At 44.1% G+C, this 17296-nt stretch carries 16 protein-coding genes and 2 pseudogenes; 2 read left to right on the forward strand and 16 right to left on the reverse strand.

The annotated features are described in order from the left end of the window. The 4 genes from hprK to BM283_RS00960 all read right to left on the reverse strand — a co-directional run bounded on the left by hprK (position 1) and on the right by BM283_RS00960 (position 2842). A complete protein-coding gene (gene hprK / locus BM283_RS00945; protein ID WP_090687930.1) occupies positions 1-948 on the reverse strand; it encodes an HPr(Ser) kinase/phosphatase in 948 nt (315 codons plus the stop codon). Then, the gene (locus tag BM283_RS00950) at positions 935-1405 is read right to left on the reverse strand and encodes a PTS sugar transporter subunit IIA (RefSeq protein ID WP_046849948.1); all 471 of its coding nucleotides are present in this window, start codon (positions 1403-1405) and stop codon (positions 935-937) included. The genes hprK and BM283_RS00950 overlap by 14 nt, the downstream gene beginning before the upstream one ends. A 259-nt stretch (positions 1406-1664) precedes the next feature. After that, a complete protein-coding gene (gene raiA / locus BM283_RS00955; RefSeq protein WP_090687933.1) occupies positions 1665-1997 on the reverse strand; it encodes a ribosome hibernation-promoting factor, HPF/YfiA family in 333 nt (110 codons plus the stop codon). Positions 1998-2587: 590 nt separating this feature from the next. Next, complete coding sequence (locus BM283_RS00960) at positions 2588-2842, reverse strand: Rho-binding antiterminator (protein ID WP_090687936.1); 255 nt, start codon at positions 2840-2842, stop codon at positions 2588-2590. A gap of 139 nt (positions 2843-2981) precedes the next feature. On the opposite strand from BM283_RS00960, the gene BM283_RS00965 reads away from it, so the two are divergent. Further along, positions 2982-3650, forward strand: coding sequence for a YiaD family glycine zipper/OmpA-like lipoprotein (locus BM283_RS00965; protein WP_090687939.1), 669 nt, complete (start codon positions 2982-2984; stop codon positions 3648-3650). A 360-nt stretch (positions 3651-4010) separates the two neighbouring features. After that, positions 4011-4964, forward strand: a complete 954-nt coding sequence (locus BM283_RS00970) for a S49 family peptidase (RefSeq protein ID WP_090687942.1) — start codon at positions 4011-4013, stop codon at positions 4962-4964. Between the two features lie 7 nt (positions 4965-4971). Here the strand turns inward: BM283_RS00970 and rfbD are convergent, their stop codons facing one another. From rfbD to BM283_RS01040, 12 genes and pseudogenes are all read right to left on the reverse strand, one after another. Then, positions 4972-5868, reverse strand: coding sequence for a dTDP-4-dehydrorhamnose reductase (gene rfbD / locus BM283_RS00975; protein WP_090687946.1), 897 nt, complete (start codon positions 5866-5868; stop codon positions 4972-4974). Continuing rightward, a complete protein-coding gene (gene rfbB, locus BM283_RS00980) occupies positions 5865-6920 on the reverse strand; it encodes a dTDP-glucose 4,6-dehydratase (RefSeq protein ID WP_090687949.1) in 1056 nt (351 codons plus the stop codon). Before rfbB ends, rfbD begins: the two co-directional genes overlap by 4 nt. A 40-nt stretch (positions 6921-6960) precedes the next feature. Beyond that, entirely contained in the window at positions 6961-8322 is a 1362-nt protein-coding gene (tilS, locus tag BM283_RS00985) for a tRNA lysidine(34) synthetase TilS (RefSeq protein ID WP_090687952.1), read from the reverse strand. Continuing rightward, positions 8282-9259 (reverse strand): acetyl-CoA carboxylase carboxyltransferase subunit alpha, encoded by a 978-nt coding sequence (locus BM283_RS00990; RefSeq protein WP_090687953.1) that lies wholly within the window; start codon positions 9257-9259, stop codon positions 8282-8284. Before BM283_RS00990 ends, tilS begins: the two co-directional genes overlap by 41 nt. 285 nt (positions 9260-9544) lie before the next feature. Continuing rightward, the gene (locus tag BM283_RS00995; RefSeq protein ID WP_090687956.1) at positions 9545-11413 is read right to left on the reverse strand and encodes a copper oxidase; all 1869 of its coding nucleotides are present in this window, start codon (positions 11411-11413) and stop codon (positions 9545-9547) included. An 804-nt stretch (positions 11414-12217) separates the two neighbouring features. After that, positions 12218-12949, reverse strand: coding sequence for a DUF2325 domain-containing protein (locus BM283_RS01000; RefSeq protein ID WP_090687966.1), 732 nt, complete (start codon positions 12947-12949; stop codon positions 12218-12220). Positions 12950-13122: 173 nt separating this feature from the next. Then, a complete protein-coding gene (gene hemP, locus BM283_RS01005; protein ID WP_368086391.1) occupies positions 13123-13254 on the reverse strand; it encodes a hemin uptake protein HemP in 132 nt (43 codons plus the stop codon). A gap of 1147 nt (positions 13255-14401) precedes the next feature. Continuing rightward, entirely contained in the window at positions 14402-15388 is a 987-nt protein-coding gene (locus BM283_RS01010; protein WP_090687972.1) for a zinc-binding alcohol dehydrogenase family protein, read from the reverse strand. A gap of 335 nt (positions 15389-15723) precedes the next feature. Beyond that, the gene (locus BM283_RS01020; protein ID WP_090687977.1) at positions 15724-15939 is read right to left on the reverse strand and encodes a hypothetical protein; all 216 of its coding nucleotides are present in this window, start codon (positions 15937-15939) and stop codon (positions 15724-15726) included. A 792-nt stretch (positions 15940-16731) separates the two neighbouring features. Then, positions 16732-16878, reverse strand: a complete 147-nt coding sequence (locus tag BM283_RS18545) for a hypothetical protein (RefSeq protein WP_175491986.1) — start codon at positions 16876-16878, stop codon at positions 16732-16734. Positions 16879-16895: 17 nt separating this feature from the next. Then, positions 16896-17102, reverse strand: a pseudogene (locus BM283_RS20410) (Fic family protein); the annotation flags it as partial. 18 nt (positions 17103-17120) lie between these two features. Then, a pseudogene (locus BM283_RS01040) lies at positions 17121-17296 on the reverse strand (IS1595 family transposase); the annotation flags it as partial.

Below are 17296 nucleotides of genomic sequence, written 5' to 3' on the forward strand. Positions count from 1 at the left end.
TTAATCTGAAGCAATATCGGTCATTTTCTGCTCATGCCGCTTAATAAACTCCTGGGTACTGTCAATTCCGCGCAGCTGCAAAACATAATTCCGGACTGCCGCTTCGACCAATACCGCGAGGTTCCGCCCGGCAGCAACGGGAATAATCACTTTGCGTATGTTTACATTCAAAATATCTTCATTCAGATTGCTCAGAGGAAGTCGTTCAACCGCACTGATATCTGAACCACTGGATTTTTCCAAATGGACGATTAATTTCATATTTTTGCGCCGACGAACCGCAGTTTCCCCAAAAATAGTCCGAATATTCAATAAACCGAGTCCGCGCACTTCCAGATAATCTCGTAATATTGGCGGACAGAAACCCTCTAGTGTTTCTGGTCCGATACGACGTAATTCAACCACATCATCTGCTACTAACCCATGACCGCGACTGATCAGCTCTAATGCCAATTCGCTTTTACCCACCCCACTTTCACCCGTTATCAGCACACCCATTCCTAAAACATCCAATAGCACCCCATGTTTGCTCACGCTTGGCGCCAGCACTTTGGTTAAAAAGGAGCGTAATATCCAGATGACATCCAGGCTTGAATTGGTTGAACAAAGTATCGGTGTGTGTGTCCTCGCAGCGAATGATCTTAGGGCATCAGAAACCAAAGCACCATCAGCCACAATCATGCATGCTAAATTACTTTGGGCTAATTGCTGAAATTTTCTCTCCAAGGAAGAGAGGTCAAGCTGATTAAGATAATCCATAGCCAAACTACTCAGCACTTGTATCCAATTAGGATGGATAAAATTGAGGTGGCCTATGAGCCCTTGTGGAGATTTAGCAACGACTTCATTATTCAGCACCTTATTGCCATACTCCTGCCCACAATTCCAGGTCAGCCTCAATTTAGTTTTATTGCCTTCAAATAGCTGAGTAATGCTAATGTGAGACATTACCCGGTGTCCAATCAGAGATAAGCTGATGAATCTCCTTTGCGCCCTTACTCGAGAGCAGTTTCTCACGAAAACTTTTGTCACTAAACATTTGGGCCAGCTCACTTAAAATTTGGAGATGTTTATCCGTTGCTTTTTCAGGTACCAACAGGATACAGGCAATATTGACTGGCAAACCATCTGGTGCATCAAAAGGTATGGCTTCTTTCATTCTGACTAAAGCTAGAGCAGCTTCACGCAGCCCCTTGATTCTACCATGCGGAATTGCCACACCTTGACCCAGGCCAGTAGAGCCAAGCCTTTCTCGCGCGAACAAGCTATCAAATACCTGACTGCGTGCGATGTGCAGTGTATTCTCAAACAATAATCCAGCCTGCTCAAAGACGCGTTTCTTACTGGCGACATCCAGATCAACGATCACGTTGGATTCTGGTAAAAATTGTGAAATAAGGTTCATAAAAAGAAATAAAATACTCTCAATAAACACAAATAGGATATTCCGCCTGAAATTATCTTTTTACATCGAAGTTGAAGCTGTAATTAGGTGGGATTTGATAACGAGGGAAAAAACTAGCTTGTATTGATAACATATCTGTAGGCAACTTGATATGCCATAACTTCTATTCTCTTAATCTTGTCCTATCTTAGGCCGATTAAGTCTTGTGATGAAGCAGATAATTTCTGGCATTGCAACTTTCTATTAAGTTGACTTAACGTTACTCAGGATGGTCAAATTCCTGATTTTTTAATGCCTCATGATTACGACGTTCTATATTTTTTTCCTTATATTTAAGAATCTGCCGGTCAAGCTTATCCACTAAACTATCAATTGAAGCATACATATCAGCGTTCTCTACCTCGACAAAAATATCTTTGCCACGGAGATGAATATAAGCTTGAGCTTTCTGTTGATGCTTTTCTATTGATAAAATGACATTAACATCAATCAGATGATCAAAATGCCGGCTAATCTTCTCCATTTTAGAATTCACATAATCGCGTAAGGCAGGTGTGATTTCTACATGATCTCCGGTAAGAATCAGATTCATTATGTCTCCTTTGTTAGGTACTATTTAAACATCAAGCATTGGATATTTTTTTGTAAAGCTTCCATGCTTGAATTTTGAACAACTCTATCCTTCGGCAACACCAGATTTGCACACACTCCTAATGTTATTGTGAGATCGCTCTGCTGATAGGTTATCTCCGCTATATAACTATTACTGACAACATATCAAGAATAAAATGAATTCATTATAGAGGCTCTCTGCAAAGTTTTGTATGTCGTAAGCTGTGATCATACCAGATACGGAAATAAAGTAGACGATAAAAGACATAACCAGCATGATACACAACGGTGAAACATCGCACCCTAATTTCCGATTTTAAAATAGGGCATCTCTAAAAATTCATATTTGTGAGCATCCACTTCGCAGATTGCCTGTTTACCCCGTCTCGTCATAATACTGCGTAGTTCACAAAAAATATTTCCTTGCCTATCTGTTATAGGCTGCATCAACATTTTTGGTTCTCGCCTTGTCTTGTTTAGAACTCTGAATTTTTCGAGGCGCCTAATAGTTAATTCAAGAGATAATCTGGTGAAAAGAGACAATTCTGTAAATTCTCTGCAAGATAGTTATCAAAAGACAACTTCTTTGAACGGTGCATCAGGTGTCAGTATCTGTATTTTTTTAAGTTGTATCAGCTCAACCTGTTGTGACCCCTGCTCATTATCAATAATCAAAAATTCTCGTTTTTCAGCAGTTGTTGCCATATCTTTTGCTTTACCTTCAAATATTTGCTCATCCCTTAAAATGAGTCTGACTTGATAGCCATACATACAAGCCACTTCAATATAATCGTGCAGTTCACAATCAATGATCTGTTGTGTCATAAATATTCAACCTTTTAAAATAATGAAAAACTGGTTTCAACGCTATCTACAGGAAATAATAGCGCACTCTATAAGATAATGAAGATTGAATTTTTTACTTCTTCTGCTACAGTACCGTTTATTCATGAGGGAGATATTTATGAAATTTAGAATGACAATTGCAACTCTTGTAACTTCGTTGACGCTCGGTGGCTGTGCCACCATGACGGAAACACAACGCGGTAGCTCACAAGGTGCCGCCATTGGTGCAGGTACAGGAGCCGTGATTGGTGCAATCCTGGGTGGTGGCAAAGGTGCTGCCATTGGCGCAGGTTCCGGTGCTGTACTCGGTGCTGGAGCAGGTTACATATGGTCACGAAGAATGGAAGAGCAAAAAAGACAAATGGAAGCAGCGACGGCCGGCACTGGGGTACAGGTATCGCAAACTCCTGATAACCGCTTGATGCTCAATATTCCGAGTGATATCTCATTCGACAGCGGGCGCGCAGATATTAAGCCCAATTTCAGGCCCATTCTCGATAGCTTCGCAACCAGTCTACTTAATAATCCTAATACGACCATAATGATTGTGGGGCACACTGATAATACCGGTACGGATGCCATTAACAATCCTCTATCGGTTAATCGTGCTGCCAGTACACGTGATTACCTGGTCAGTCGTAATGTGCCAATTCGACGTATACAGATTGATGGCCGTGGCTCCTCTCAACCCATTGCTTCAAACGACACACCCTCTAATCGAGCTAAAAACCGGCGCGTGGAAATCTTTGTCATGGAGCAGCAGTCATCCCAGACTTCAACCCGATGATGGGATTAAAATCGTCGTAAAGTAGTCAGGATTGGGCAACCCTGACTCGCCATTAAGGAAACCCAGATCCTGAATAGCTACCGAGCAAGATAAAGTGTAAGGCAAACGGAGTGCAGTAAACGAGAAAACGAACAGAGTGAGTTTCGCTAAAATGAGCAAAATTAGTTTCGTTAAAGCGAACTTTGCTCATTCCTTCACGTCACTTAACGTACCAGCCTACTGGTAAATGGCACTTATTCAGCATCTCATTGCAATCCCGACATATCATTTAATGCTTATAATGTGAGTAAGATTTCAAAAATAGTCTAACCATACTTACTATTATTTTCAGAAACATCATTCTAAAGAGTTGAGGAAGCTATGACAGATTCAACAAATCGTAATGAAGAAGGCCGGGAAAAGGAAATATTGGAAAAACTGGTATTTTCCTCTTTGCAGGAGCAACGTCGCACGCGTTACTGGAGTATTTTTTTTAAATCACTGACTTTTATTTACCTTTATGTTCTGCTTTTCTGGGGATTAGGCTGGCTCGGGGAAGAATCTGTGGGAATTTCCGAAAGACATGCGGCACTCGTTGATTTACGTGGCGAAATCAAGCCTGATAGTATGGGAAGCGCTGATAATGTTAATGCAGCGCTGCAAAAAGCCTTTAAAGACAAAAATACAGCGGGAGTAATTCTACGAATCAACAGCCCAGGAGGAAGCCCGGTACAGGCAGGCTATATCAATGACGAAATTAGACGGTTACGAACGGAGTATCCGCAAATTCCACTTTATGCCGTAGTAGAGGATATTTGCGCTTCTGGAGGTTACTATGCCGCGGTGGCTGCCGATAAAATCTTTGTGGACAAAGCAAGTATTGTTGGTTCCATCGGCGTCATTCTGGATAGTTTTGGTTTTACGGGCACTCTCGAAAAACTGGGTATTGAACGACGCCTGCTCACAGCTGGGGAAAATAAGAGTTTTCTGGATCCTTTTTCACCCACTGACCCCAAACAAAGAGAGCATGCCCAGAAAATGCTAGCTGAAATTCATCAGCAATTCATACAGGTGGTTCAACAAGGGAGAGGGGAACGCCTGAAGAATACAACAGAAATTTTCAGCGGCATGCTCTGGACAGGTCAAAAGAGCATAGACCTCGGCTTGGTCGATGCACTCGGCAGTGCCGAATATGTAGCGCGAGAAGTCATCCAAGTCGAACGTATCGTTGATTATACAACCAAAGAAGGATTAGCTGAGCATTTTGCCAAGCGTTTCGGCAAAATGACCGCCAATTTGCTAATTGGGACTGCGGAAAGCTGGCAGTTCCGATAACTTTGGCTTATTTCTCCAGTACCTCCATCAGCATCCGGGCAACTCCTATTTGCCAGTGAGGCATATTCAGCCCAAAAGTGCAGCGGAATTTTTCAGTATTCAAGCGAGAGTTCAGCGGTCGTTTCGCAGCTGTGGCAAAGGCACGGCTGGGCACTGGCAGAATAGCTCCAGATTGAGTCTTGGTTGCCCAGCCGTGCTCTCTTGCAAAAGTAAGTACGAAGCGGGCATAACCATACCAGGAAACCTCCCCGCCTGCGACCAGATGATAAAGTCCTGCTACCTCAGGCTGTTTCAATGCCTTTAAAATTGCGTGCGCCGTCACATCAGCGAGCAAGTCCGCTCCTGTCGGCGCACCAACCTGGTCATCAATGACAGTTAACTGATCACGGTCTTGCGCCAGACGCAGCATGGTTCTGGCAAAATTATTGCCGCGTGCCGCATAAACCCAGCTTGTCCGAAAAATCAAATGGTGGCAGCCAGCATTGCGAATAGCCTCTTCCCCCTGGAGTTTGGTTTGGCCATAAACATTCAAAGGGGAAGTCAAATCAGATTCAATCCATGGGCTATCACCGCTGCCATCAAAGACATAATCCGTAGAGTAGTGAACCAACCAGGCATCGATACGCTGCGCTTCCTGCGCTAAAATGGCCGCTGCTTCAACATTGATCTGGTACGCCAGATCGGGCTCGCTTTCAGCTCGGTCTACAGCAGTATACGCAACCGCATTAACGATGACGTCTGGCATAATCGCACGTATGGTCTGCCTGATCCCTGCCGGATCAGCCAGATCACCACAATATGCTTGACTGGATCTATCCAATGCCACCACCTCACCTAGCGGCTGGAGACTGCGCTGTAATTCCCAACCCACTTGCCCGTTTTTGCCGAATAACAATATCTTCACCCGACATACTCCTGATAGTGAGATTCAATCCATTTCCGATACTCGCCGGATTGTATATTGGCAACCCAGTCCTGATTATCCAGATACCACTTGACAGTTTTCCGAATGCCTGTTTCAAATGTTTCGACTGGCCTCCAGCCTAAATCACGCTCGATTTTACGTGCATCAATGGCATAACGGCGATCATGACCTGGGCGATCTGCGACATATTTGATTAATTTGTGATAATCAGCCGGATGAAGCTCATTGAGTAAATTGCAAATGATATGCACAATCTCTATATTCGGTTTCTCATTCCATCCGCCAATATTATAAGTTTCTCCTGGCATACCAGCTTGCAGCACACGGCGAATCGCGCTGCAATGATCCTTCACGTAAAGCCAGTCACGGATCTGCTGACCGTCTCCATATACAGGTAATGGCTTACCAACCAGCGCATTCACGATCATTAAAGGAATAAGTTTTTCTGGAAATTGGAATGCACCATAATTGTTGGAACAATTTGTGATGAGCGTAGGTAAGCCGTAGGTATGGTGATAAGCACGAACCAGTTGATCACTGGAAGCCTTGCTGGCGGAATAAGGGCTATTTGGCTGATAAGGATGAGTTTCTGTGAAAGCAGGCGCATCTTTAGAGAGGGAACCATACACTTCATCCGTTGAAACATGAAGAAAACGGAAACCCCGTTGAATTTCCCCTTTCTGCTCTTTCCAGTAACGATAAGCTGTGTCCAGTAACCTGAAAGTACCCACAATATTCGTCTGAATAAACGCTTCCGGTTCATGGATGGAGCGATCAACATGGCTTTCTGCTGCGAAATGAATGATGGCACGAGGATGATATTGCCGAAGCAAGGTAGCTATTTTCTGTTGATCATTAATATCACCGCGTACAAAAATATGCCGCGAATCTCCTTCTAGTGAAGCCAAATTCTGCAGATTGCCTGCGTAAGTCAATTTATCTAAATTAATTACGGGCTCATCCGATTGTGCCAGCCAGTCGAGTATAAAATTTGCTCCGATAAATCCTGCTCCACCCGTTACAAGAATCATGTCTTTTTCCGAAAATTGTTTGAAACGTTATTTTGATTACTTAATCGACCTTATGTGGCTGCCATGTCAGCACCCATCCCAACTCTCCCGGCAATGCCTGAAAAGCACAATCCACCCCAATGCCAGGCACCCAGACGAGTTGTTCGCCACTGAAAAGTAACGGTAGCGTACCACGCTCCCATGGCGGCAGCGCAGCTTCTTGCAGCATCTTTTTTAAGCTGCGACGGGGACGTTTGCAGTCAGGTTGAAATCGCTCTCCTCCCGCGCGCAAGCGGACAGTGACAGGCTGCTTAATCAGCTCAGTCGGGTTGATTCCCATACCCTGCTGTTGACCCCATTCAATCGTTCCACTCAAAGGCTCAATCACCCAGCGATATTCTCCGCGCCATACCAGAGGAACATTTATCACGGATGGTATACGTTTTGATTGAATATTAACCAAGCCTTTGAAACATCGTATCTCTACTTCGCCAAAAACAAGATGAAGTTTAGTATCAGTTTTTGCCGACAATAATTGCCGCAAGATTTCTTCAAGTTTTAGGGAATTGGGCTGGATTGCTCCGTGCTGCGAGAACAGATAGCGCAACAGATTCTTGGCGCGAGAAAAACTGAGCTGGCGCAAACCATCCAGGTGAAGTTTCCCGGCTGTCATAGCGCATTGGCTATCAATCCCGGCAAGCTCATCCAATAAGTGAGCCGCCTCACCAAGATAATGGCTGGCACGTGAGCATGTCTCCCGGTAAGCAGGAAAGCGCTGCTCCAGCAGCGGAAAAATAACATGTCGCAGAAAATTGCGATTGTATGCCGTGTCGCTATTACTCTCGTCATCCACCCAGCTAAGGTGATGCTGCCGTGCATACTGCAGGATGGTTTCGCGTGAAACATTCAGCAGAGGGCGTAATAGCCGAATCGCCCTCCTGGAAGCAAGCTTCCTCACCACGGGCATTCCCGCCAGACCCTTAACACCCGCACCACGCAGAAGCTGTAACAGCAAAGTTTCAGCTTGATCATCCTGATGATGCGCCAGCACAATATAATCAGCTCCAATACTGTTAAATACCTGATAACGTGCCTGCCTGGCTGCAGTCTCAAGGCTAACCTGAGGTACTTTCTGGACTTTTAAACGGAAAATCTCAATAGGAATACCCAACGCGCCGCATTGATTCTGGCAGAAATCACTCCATTGGCCTGCATAAGCACTGATGCCATGTTCAACATGCACGGCGGAAAGCCTGAATCTCATCGAGCTTGACAATGTATGAAGCAAATGCAGCAGCACCACCGAGTCAACGCCGCCACTTAGCGCAACCACTAAATGATCTTTTCCGCCCACCTGCGCACGCAGGATGCATTCAACCCATTCAAGAATGGTGTTCGGCCTTGACTTCCTTAAATTTGCCATACCCCATTAATCGATTAAAACGCTTCTGCAGCAGCATTTCATACGGCAGAACCTGCAGCTTTCTTAAGGTATCCTGCAAAGCGCTTTTGACTGAATACATGATAGCAGCGTAATCGCGATGTGCCCCGCCAATCGGCTCACTGATAACAGTATCGATCAGCTCCAGTTCTTTCAGGCGATCCGCGGTAATACCCATAATTTCTGCGGCTTCGGACGATTTATCTGCACTCTTCCAAAGAATTGAAGCACACCCTTCCGGGGAAATAACCGAGTAAGTGGCATACTGCAGCATCATGACAGCATCCCCAACCGCAACAGCCAGCGCACCACCTGAACCTCCTTCACCGATTACGATAGATATAATAGGCACTTTCAGTTCAGCCATTACGTAGAGATTCTTCCCGATTGCTTCGGATTGTCCGCGTTCTTCAGCATCAATTCCTGGATAAGCACCTGGCGTATCGATAAAAGTGATCAGTGGCAGCGAAAATTTCTCTGCGAGGCGCATTAACCTCAATGCCTTGCGATAGCCTTCTGGTTTTGGCATTCCGAAATTACGGTAAATTTTCTCTTTGGTATCACGACCTTTTTGATGGCCGATTACCATCACAGGCTGCTGGTTAAAATGGGCTAATCCTCCCACAATCGCATGATCGTCGGCAAAATGGCGATCTCCATGTAACTCTTCAAAATCAGTGAATAAAGACTGAATATAATCAAGTGTATAGGGACGCTGCGGATGACGTGCTACCTGAGAAATCTGCCAAGGAGTGAGCTTAGCATAGACATTTTTGGTGAGCGCCTGGCTTTTTGCCTGTAATTTAGCAATTTCAGCTGAAATATCCAGTGCTGAATTATCCTGGGCAAAGCGCAGTTGCTCGATCTTCTCTTCAAATTCCTCGATACCTTTTTCAAAATCCAGAAAAATCGTTTTCATGAAAGCTTGCAAGTAACTCTAAAAGCAGGATGATACAGGATCTGAAGGAACTTCTGCATAGTAAGGATAGGCACAAGTACTTGCCTCCATGTGCTGAAAATTACTTTTGCATATGAATCAGTAATGTTGTTAAATATTTTATACCCTATCCCGACCAAAAATAGCGGTAGCAGAGCCCGCTTAATTATCCATGCGCCTGCTTTACCAGAGAAACCAAGCCCTGGTTCAGTGCCAACTCCGAAACGAAGGCGATGCGGGTTAGCGCTATCGCCTCACGCTACCTCACTACTGAATTGGATGACGCTGCGCTTCAGTTAGTTGATCGCTCCAGGAAGCGGGTAAATTTTGCACCCAGCCATTGTAAACCAGCGGAATCGGCAGTATACCTTGTCCACCCATTCCCGGATTACCTGTTATAGGATCATCTCTAAGGGTTGCCTCGGAAGCAAAGAGCCCTACACTACCGACAATACTCGCATCTGACGGATCACCATCAGCGTTTGGATCGGGATCCACCACTAACAGTCTATTTGAGAATTTGCTGGATACATAAGCATAGTACCCACCACCTTGCTTGGCGCCATACTGCACGCCATGGCAGCCTGGATCACACGGCAGCATTTTTACTGCTGTATCTGTCGTCGCCAGGCCTGGCCTGGTATCGATGATGGTAATCGTTCCACTCAGGGCATTGGCTGTCACCATGTTTTTCCCATCAGGAGATACCGGTGTCTGAATCGGCCATGCTCCCACAGGGCCTGAAGCAGCGCCTGACAAAGGATTGTAGTTTTCCAGCAGGTTAATATGCTTGATGACGGTATGTGTACTCATATCGACTGCCGTAATCGTGTTGTCAAACATGTTCGCGACATAAAATTTACCGGCATTCGGCAGCATACCAACCGCCACTGGATGGCTAAATTCACCACTTACCGGCACAATGGCTTCAATGACATTAGTCCTGAAGTTGTATTGCGTGGTGTCGCCGCTGATCACATTGGGCGTCACCATATGTTTGCCGTCATGGCTCATCCAATGACCATGCGGCGTACCGCGGCCAATATCGATGCGGCGCAGCACCTCGGTTGCAAGAGGCGCCAGCTCCATCACAGAATCTGTGCGGCTGTCACCGTTATTGGTGATGTGAATCCGATCATTATCGGTCAAAGTCATCACATGCGCAGGCGATTCACCGACAGACACATTCCGAATCAATGTCCCCGTTTGGCGATCATAAACAGCCAGTTTACTATCAAACCATTGGGTCGCATAAATAACATTCTGGTCCTTATCAGTCCATAAATTGTGCGGATTATTCATATCGATCGATGGTAAGGCTACTTTGCGTGTCACTTGCCAGTTGGCCCCATCAATCGCCGACACCGTACCCGGCTTGGATTTCCCTGCGGTGGTTTCAAACTGGGTGGCGACCCATACTTCACCTACTGCAGGGATCGCTGGTTTGCTGAGCGCTTCCAGTGTCAGATCATTCCCATAACGAGCATTCAGAGCACTGGCTAAATTAACGGTACTTCCATCGATGTGTACATCCATGTTTGGGTAAGTAACACGCCAAGGCGTACTACTGGCATAGTTCTGCCAGTTGACAGGATTGGTCGCAATGAAAAAGGTGCGTAGCAATCGTGTTGCCAGGTCGCTGCTGCTGGAAAAACTTTCTCCCGTAATCATACTGAGCGAGGAACCCAGATCCAAACCGGCGGTAGCTGGATCATCCACAATCACCGCACCAAACATGTAAGGATGAATACTACAGACGAAAATATACAAACCTGGAGTAGTCAGCGTCACATCGTCGCCTCCCTTTCTCGGCTCAGTATTAAAGGGCATGCCAGCGGCTCCGGTAGGATAAACCAGACTGGTTCTGGTATGAACGGTATTTGAATCACCCGAGAATTTAACTCGCACACCCGGGGTAGCAACTGCAATCGAGCGGTTACCTTCTAGCTCAGCCCCAGTATCAAACCAGCGGCCGGCATTATCAGTAAGCTCAAATCTAATCTCACTATCGCGATCATCACTGTCGCGATCATCATTATCGCGGGCAAAAGTATTATTTATAAATAGAACAATCAGAATTGCTGCAAATAAACCGATAATTTTCCCCGCCTTTTGAGCTGATGATATAGCTATCATAAATTGTCAATCTCCTTATATTTTATTAATAACTATTCTTTCTTCAGCCAATGGATAAGCAATCTGGCATAGAGAAAACCTGTGACTGGAAAGAGTAAGCAAATAATGCGCTATGATTCACATTACAATAAAAACGACCTCGTCATCTTGAATGTCTATACAAAGCTTTTTTATATGCAATATTTATGCCAAAGAATATTATAGTTACTAATCAATTACTTACATTAGAACCTTAGAAGAAAAGTCGGGATAAATGTCGCCAATAATTAATTAATTTTTTTACAAACACATGAGCTGCTTATAACAATAAGTTTTTAACATGTTTTTCTATGTCTATTATTAGAAACATGTTTTTTTATATTTAATAAATAATTTATTATTTTCAATAGCTTTATTTTGTCGCCAATTAGAAACACACTATAGAAAATGTCTGAATTGATCGTTTTACAATGACTAAAGTATTACGAATAGAATGTTCTATTCTAAAAAAGTGAAATATCAGCCCGAAAACATGTGAGGAAAGTTTTATTAATGGAACAGATCTTTATTTACCTATTTCCATTTCTAAACTAAAACTGACTTTGTCGGCTTTACCTTGCCGTATTTTTATATTGTCTGTGGCTTGCCTTCACATTATTTACGTCATTTTTGATTTGGAAGTCGAATAACAACGGATAACCGAGAAAGGATCGCAAGGACCAGAGCCAGCCTCTGCGTCTGCGATCCAGACATAAGTATATTGTTCTTCCGAAAGTATGCTCGTGCCTTTACTACCCTATGCATAAACAGAAAGTGGGAAATCTGTTACGCTGAATAATGATCTTTATGCAATTGTAAAACAAGCATTCTCAAACCTTGACTAAAAGCAGGCAAATTGGAACGTTCCAGGAATACACACAGCTTACCCGACAGCTTGCAATAGCGTTTAACGGCAAAATAATCATCATGACTGACACAGTCGACCGGGCAAATAACCATGTTAACCCGATCTAGTAATGGATATAAATGATCTCTTTTACTTTCTGGATTACCACGATAGATCATGAAGCATCCTCCCGCCGCTTCTACCAGCTGAAGATAGTCTGGGTAAAGCGTAGCACGCCCACCCACGCATAAAACAGTTTGCCCGGCAAGGTTAAGGTTAGTACCGTGCATTTCGGTGATCTCCTGGCTAGCATTAGACTGGATCATCGGCTTTGCCTTGATCAGTGGAACCCATTCTGTCTCCGGCCTTATGTTTACATTGGAATAGACTCCTTTCCCGGGAAAATGGCCATGAATTATCGGGAGAGGCTCTTGTTCAGAGACAGGCCGGATGACAGTATACGCTACTGCTCTAAAGGCGGACAGCCTTGCACGCAAGGTATCTCTTCGCCAAAATAGCCTGCGGAGGTAAGCAAATTTCTTCTCAAGATTATCTGTACAGTATTTTATGATAAGCGAAGAGCGATGAAAATGATCGCGCAACGCATTGCCGGAGAAATTATCTATTCCATAAAAGGCAAGTGAAAAGAAGGGTTTCTTTAAATATCTCATAGCCCATACCCCTTAAATTGACAAAAAAATTGGCTGGCTTGCCCAGAAGAAGTTAGGCTGGCTGGCTAAAATAGTCACTGGCAGAGGAGAGAGTACTTCCAGTGACTGATGAGAAACTGTTTTATCCGGCTATAGGTTTTTTTGTTTTGCAAGGAAATATTTAATTTTACTCATTATTTCGTTAGGATCAGCTTACCATTACGTGTACGGCGTAATCGATACTGTTCGCCTCGGTGTTGAATAAGCACTTCATTACCGGCTACAAACAAGCTATCACTGCTGATTGGCTTATATGGATCACGCATGAGTAAAGAGTGTGATTCCGTAACAACCTGCAAATTACTATTCGATCTATTCATAGCAGCTGATATTCAATAATGTTAATGAGAATGATTCTCATTATATATAAAAAAATGAGTGATGCAAGCGCTTGTTAAAATATTTTCTAAAAATTCCCTTCAGCCTGCAAAGAGCCACAGCATCGGCCATTGGTGTCGATAACAACCTCTCCGCTCAAGAATCCACTAAAATGAGTGAATTATTACGTCATTGAGAGTGATGATTATGAGTACACTCTTCATATTCTGAACGCATCAAAAATATTAAATAAACAGCAAGATAAGATTTCTCCCCTATTTAATCAGTCTGGAAAAAAACCATGACCAACCCGCTCTGCTTTGTACTCATGCCTTTTGGGCAAAAACCGACGACTGGCGGCAAGATGCTTGATTTTGATGCGGTTTATCATGGCTGATCGAATCAGCTATCCTGGCAGCCGATTACGCACCAATACGAGCTGCCGAGGAAATGACCGGTGGTATCATCCATAAACCAATGTGCGAACGTCTGATATTATGCGAATACGCTCTCACTTATCTCACCACGACCAACGCCAACGTTTTCTACGAACTCGGCTTGCGCCATGCTGCACAGCCCTCTTCGCCGTATCACTTTTCATCAAGAACACAGGCCGGCCTCCCTTTAATGTTACGCCGCCACGTTGCATACCTTATGGTATCGGTACAAATGACAAGCCTGTCAATATCGCAAGAATTACTCAAATCCTGACAAAACAATTTTAAGAAGTATTTAAGCAAGCACACGACGGACAGCCCCATCTATCAATTAATCAATGGTTTTGGAAGAGATATATTCCGTGAGCGCGCTGTCTATCAGAGCAGATCAAAAAATTAGCTGAAGCTCGCAAGCAGGGATTGGATGCGGTATGTACGATAGAGCATAGCCTTGACACGATTGCGGATACCGAGAGTTACGGCGAGCATCATGGGAATCCAAAACCACGCCCGAAATCTACGATTAATCAGTGAGGCAAGCAAATATAGAGGGGCGCTGCTCGGATGGAAAGAGGAAATGGAAGCCGAGCTAATAAGCTATGCAGGCAAGTAATGAGCGAAGCTACGTTTTTACCAGCACCTATGAGCAAAGTATTGCTTAAAACCCTTTTAACGCCATTTTGCCAATCATCCTGCCGCCAGCAACTTGATCAAATGCGGCTTGCAGCGTTTCAACACTGAGCTGTCCGCCCTGCTGAGTCAGGATGGAGCGGATACTCCCCGCGTCAACGGTTTGTGCCAGGCGCTGCAGATAGGCACCTTGCTGCGATTGATCTGATGTTTTGAACATCGCCCGGGTAAACATGAATTCCCAATGAAAACTTGCGCTTTTGTTTTTAAAACGATTCATATCCATCGGCTGACGATGGCTCACCAAGGCACAGACTTTACCAAAGGGTCGAATACAAGCAGCCATATTATCAAGATGGCTATCCGTATCGGCAGCACACAAAACCCAATCCACCTCCTCCTCAAGTTGCGGGCGTAACGGCTGGTTATGGTCTATCACCTGATCTGCACCCAATTGCCTGCACCAAGCTTGACTGTCAGCACGTGAAGCCGTCGCAATCACCCTACCCCCCACTTGCTTAGCCAATTGAGTCGCCATGGAACCTACCCCACCTGCACCGCCAATAATCAATATACGTTTGCCTTGATTAGCAGCTGCATCCAGGCTCATACCCAAATGGTCAAACAGGGCTTCAGAAGCAGTCAACCCGACCAACGGCATGGCCGCTGCCTCCAGATCAGACAAGCTTTGCGGTGCTTTGGCAACCAAGCGACTATCTACGGCTTGTTGTTCAGCAAAGCATCCCGTGCGCATGACATCACCCGCATAAAATACCCGATCACCCACCGCAAAGCCCTCAACCCGTGCACCTGTTGCCAACACTTCACCGCAGGCATCAAATCCTAGAATTTTCAATCCGGCCTGATCCGGCTTGATACTAGCCTTGAGTTTAATATCGACAGGGTTCACTGCCACTGCTTTTACCCGCACCAACAGATCGTAATCACCAATAGCGGGATCAGGAAATTCAGATAATTCAAAACCTTGTTGAGAATTTATACCTAGTGCGCGCATATGATGTAAAAATATAAAATAGATTTTTCAATTGAGAGTTAATGGATAATACATTTTACCCGACTCCAGTTATCTTCTGCTTAAAGGGTAGCGTCCCGTTTTTCTGATTCATCTCGCTCCTTTGCCTTGCTCAATGAAGTGATGCACGAAGTCCAAGTAGTCTCTTGATCCGGGGATACTGCTCTTTCGCGTCTTGATTGAATCCTCAACTGTCTCGAGTGCCTTGATCCAGTCAGATATTTTCAATGGTTGTTCTTGTATCGTGCCGTCGTCCGATGTTATTTGCTCAAAAATTTCCTCAGGCGCTTGAAATAAGTTGTTTATCAATTTGGCTATTATCCTCTCGCGCTCATTTGTCTTGGAAATGTCCGGCCCTCCGCCCCCCGCTCTCTTTCGCGTTTGGATAAGCGCCGATCTATAATTTGAGAATCGGTGAGTATCTGCCCTTTGCTCTTGGCTTCATCGTCGGCTTGACAAATCATTTGTTCAATTTGGAAGAGCAGGCCAGCATAAAACGAATCTTTCATGCGGTCTCTCGGCTTGTTTTTCATCTTCTATCCCTAGCGAACAATTAAATTTGGCAGTATAGTTAACGGCTCACAAAAAGAGCCGGCATGATCTTTGAGCAGCTTATTCATCTTTCGCAAGAACTGATAGTACCAGAGTGATACGAGCAATGAAATAAGGAATTGCTCTTATTGCATGCCAATACTCTCTTTGCACACCACACCCAATGCCCGCCAGCTTTTGAGCAGTCATAGCGGCGCAATACGCTTCGTTATTACACCCTACAGCATTGTATATACTTTGCAATAATTAACACCTTTTCCCTACTTCCCCAGTTTTTTCAATTTATTGTGGGAGCAAACAGCTGAAGCTTATTGAGACCTTCAATTAGCATTTATTGACATAAATCAATAATTGAGGTTGGTTTCATTGATCTAAATCAATGAAACTAAACACGATTCGGCTCATATTTATAACCTTGAATCGGTTCATATTTTTTATGTTTACAGATAATATAGGAGTAAATAGGAATATGAGTTCATTAAACAATACAAGAAGCGATGCTGAAACACTTAAATATTTTGCTATCAATATCGCAGTCATATTCGGCGTAACGGTAGCTTTAATTATGATATCAGAATACTTTGCCGGCACTTAAGACCGATTTTCCAACGGGTATGCAGCATGAAATTCTGCTGCACTGTCTCGGATGCGATAAACCCTGCCGAACCATACTGATCCGGCAGGGTAATCTGGAAATAAGCTCGAATTATGAAGAATTATGAATGCATGTTTGAGACGCATGTACTTTTTCAAAGCATTACCGAGATCACCCATTAGTCATTGCTACGGTACTGAGCAGTTAAATAATCTTCCCGAGATAGGGTCATTTTATTCGGCAGTTCAAACAAATGAGCAAGCGCAGCACCCAACGCAAGATTAGCCAAGCATAGCGGAGTCCGCTGCAACGATTTGTTAGGCAAAATAGCTAACCATAAAATTATTCTTTTCGCGCATTATGGCTAAGTACTCGCTTAAAAATCTCAGTTAGGCTTTGGTATTGAACGTAAAAGCCATCTATATTTGCTTTAATCCATTCACATTGAGAAATTGATGACCAATCCAAAGTGTACCCGTTATAAGCTGCTAAATGCTCAAAAAATATACGCTGAACACGCCCATTCCCTTCTCTAAAGGGATGTATTACATTAAGGGTCTTAGGAAGTTAAAGCGGGTTTAGACGTAATAATTTAAGAATTTGAAGATAGAGATTATCATGTCGATGATTAAAACGAAATTCGGTTTTTTTCAAGTGAAGATAAAAAGTATGCTCAGGCACGCCATTGAATTTTGCCAAACGTCTTTTTGCGAAACTCCAGAAAGATTCGATACCGTTAATAT

The sequence above is a fragment of the Nitrosomonas sp. Nm34 genome (assembly GCF_900113925.1).
Taxonomy (GTDB): Bacteria; Pseudomonadota; Gammaproteobacteria; order Burkholderiales; family Nitrosomonadaceae; genus Nitrosomonas.

Excerpts from the sequence above, each read along its gene's own strand:
- BM283_RS00970 (WP_090687942.1), top strand. The coding sequence starts at position 4,011 with ATGACAGATTCAACAAATCGTAATGAAGAAGGCCGGGAAAAGGAAATA.
- BM283_RS00960 (WP_090687936.1), bottom strand. The coding sequence starts at position 2,842 with ATGACACAACAGATCATTGATTGTGAACTGCACGATTATATTGAAGTG.
- hprK (WP_090687930.1), bottom strand. The coding sequence starts at position 948 with ATGTCTCACATTAGCATTACTCAGCTATTTGAAGGCAATAAAACTAAA.
- BM283_RS01000 (WP_090687966.1), bottom strand. The coding sequence starts at position 12,949 with ATGAGATATTTAAAGAAACCCTTCTTTTCACTTGCCTTTTATGGAATA.
- BM283_RS00950 (WP_046849948.1), bottom strand. The coding sequence starts at position 1,405 with ATGAACCTTATTTCACAATTTTTACCAGAATCCAACGTGATCGTTGAT.
- BM283_RS01020 (WP_090687977.1), bottom strand. The coding sequence starts at position 15,939 with ATGAAAAACAAGCCGAGAGACCGCATGAAAGATTCGTTTTATGCTGGC.
- BM283_RS01010 (WP_090687972.1), bottom strand. The coding sequence starts at position 15,388 with ATGCGCGCACTAGGTATAAATTCTCAACAAGGTTTTGAATTATCTGAA.
- tilS (WP_090687952.1), bottom strand. The coding sequence starts at position 8,322 with ATGGCAAATTTAAGGAAGTCAAGGCCGAACACCATTCTTGAATGGGTT.
- rfbB (WP_090687949.1), bottom strand. The coding sequence starts at position 6,920 with ATGATTCTTGTAACGGGTGGAGCAGGATTTATCGGAGCAAATTTTATA.
- BM283_RS00990 (WP_090687953.1), bottom strand. The coding sequence starts at position 9,259 with ATGAAAACGATTTTTCTGGATTTTGAAAAAGGTATCGAGGAATTTGAA.
- BM283_RS00965 (WP_090687939.1), top strand. The coding sequence starts at position 2,982 with ATGAAATTTAGAATGACAATTGCAACTCTTGTAACTTCGTTGACGCTC.
- BM283_RS00995 (WP_090687956.1), bottom strand. The coding sequence starts at position 11,413 with ATGATAGCTATATCATCAGCTCAAAAGGCGGGGAAAATTATCGGTTTA.
- hemP (WP_368086391.1), bottom strand. The coding sequence starts at position 13,254 with ATGCGTGATCCATATAAGCCAATCAGCAGTGATAGCTTGTTTGTAGCC.
- raiA (WP_090687933.1), bottom strand. The coding sequence starts at position 1,997 with ATGAATCTGATTCTTACCGGAGATCATGTAGAAATCACACCTGCCTTA.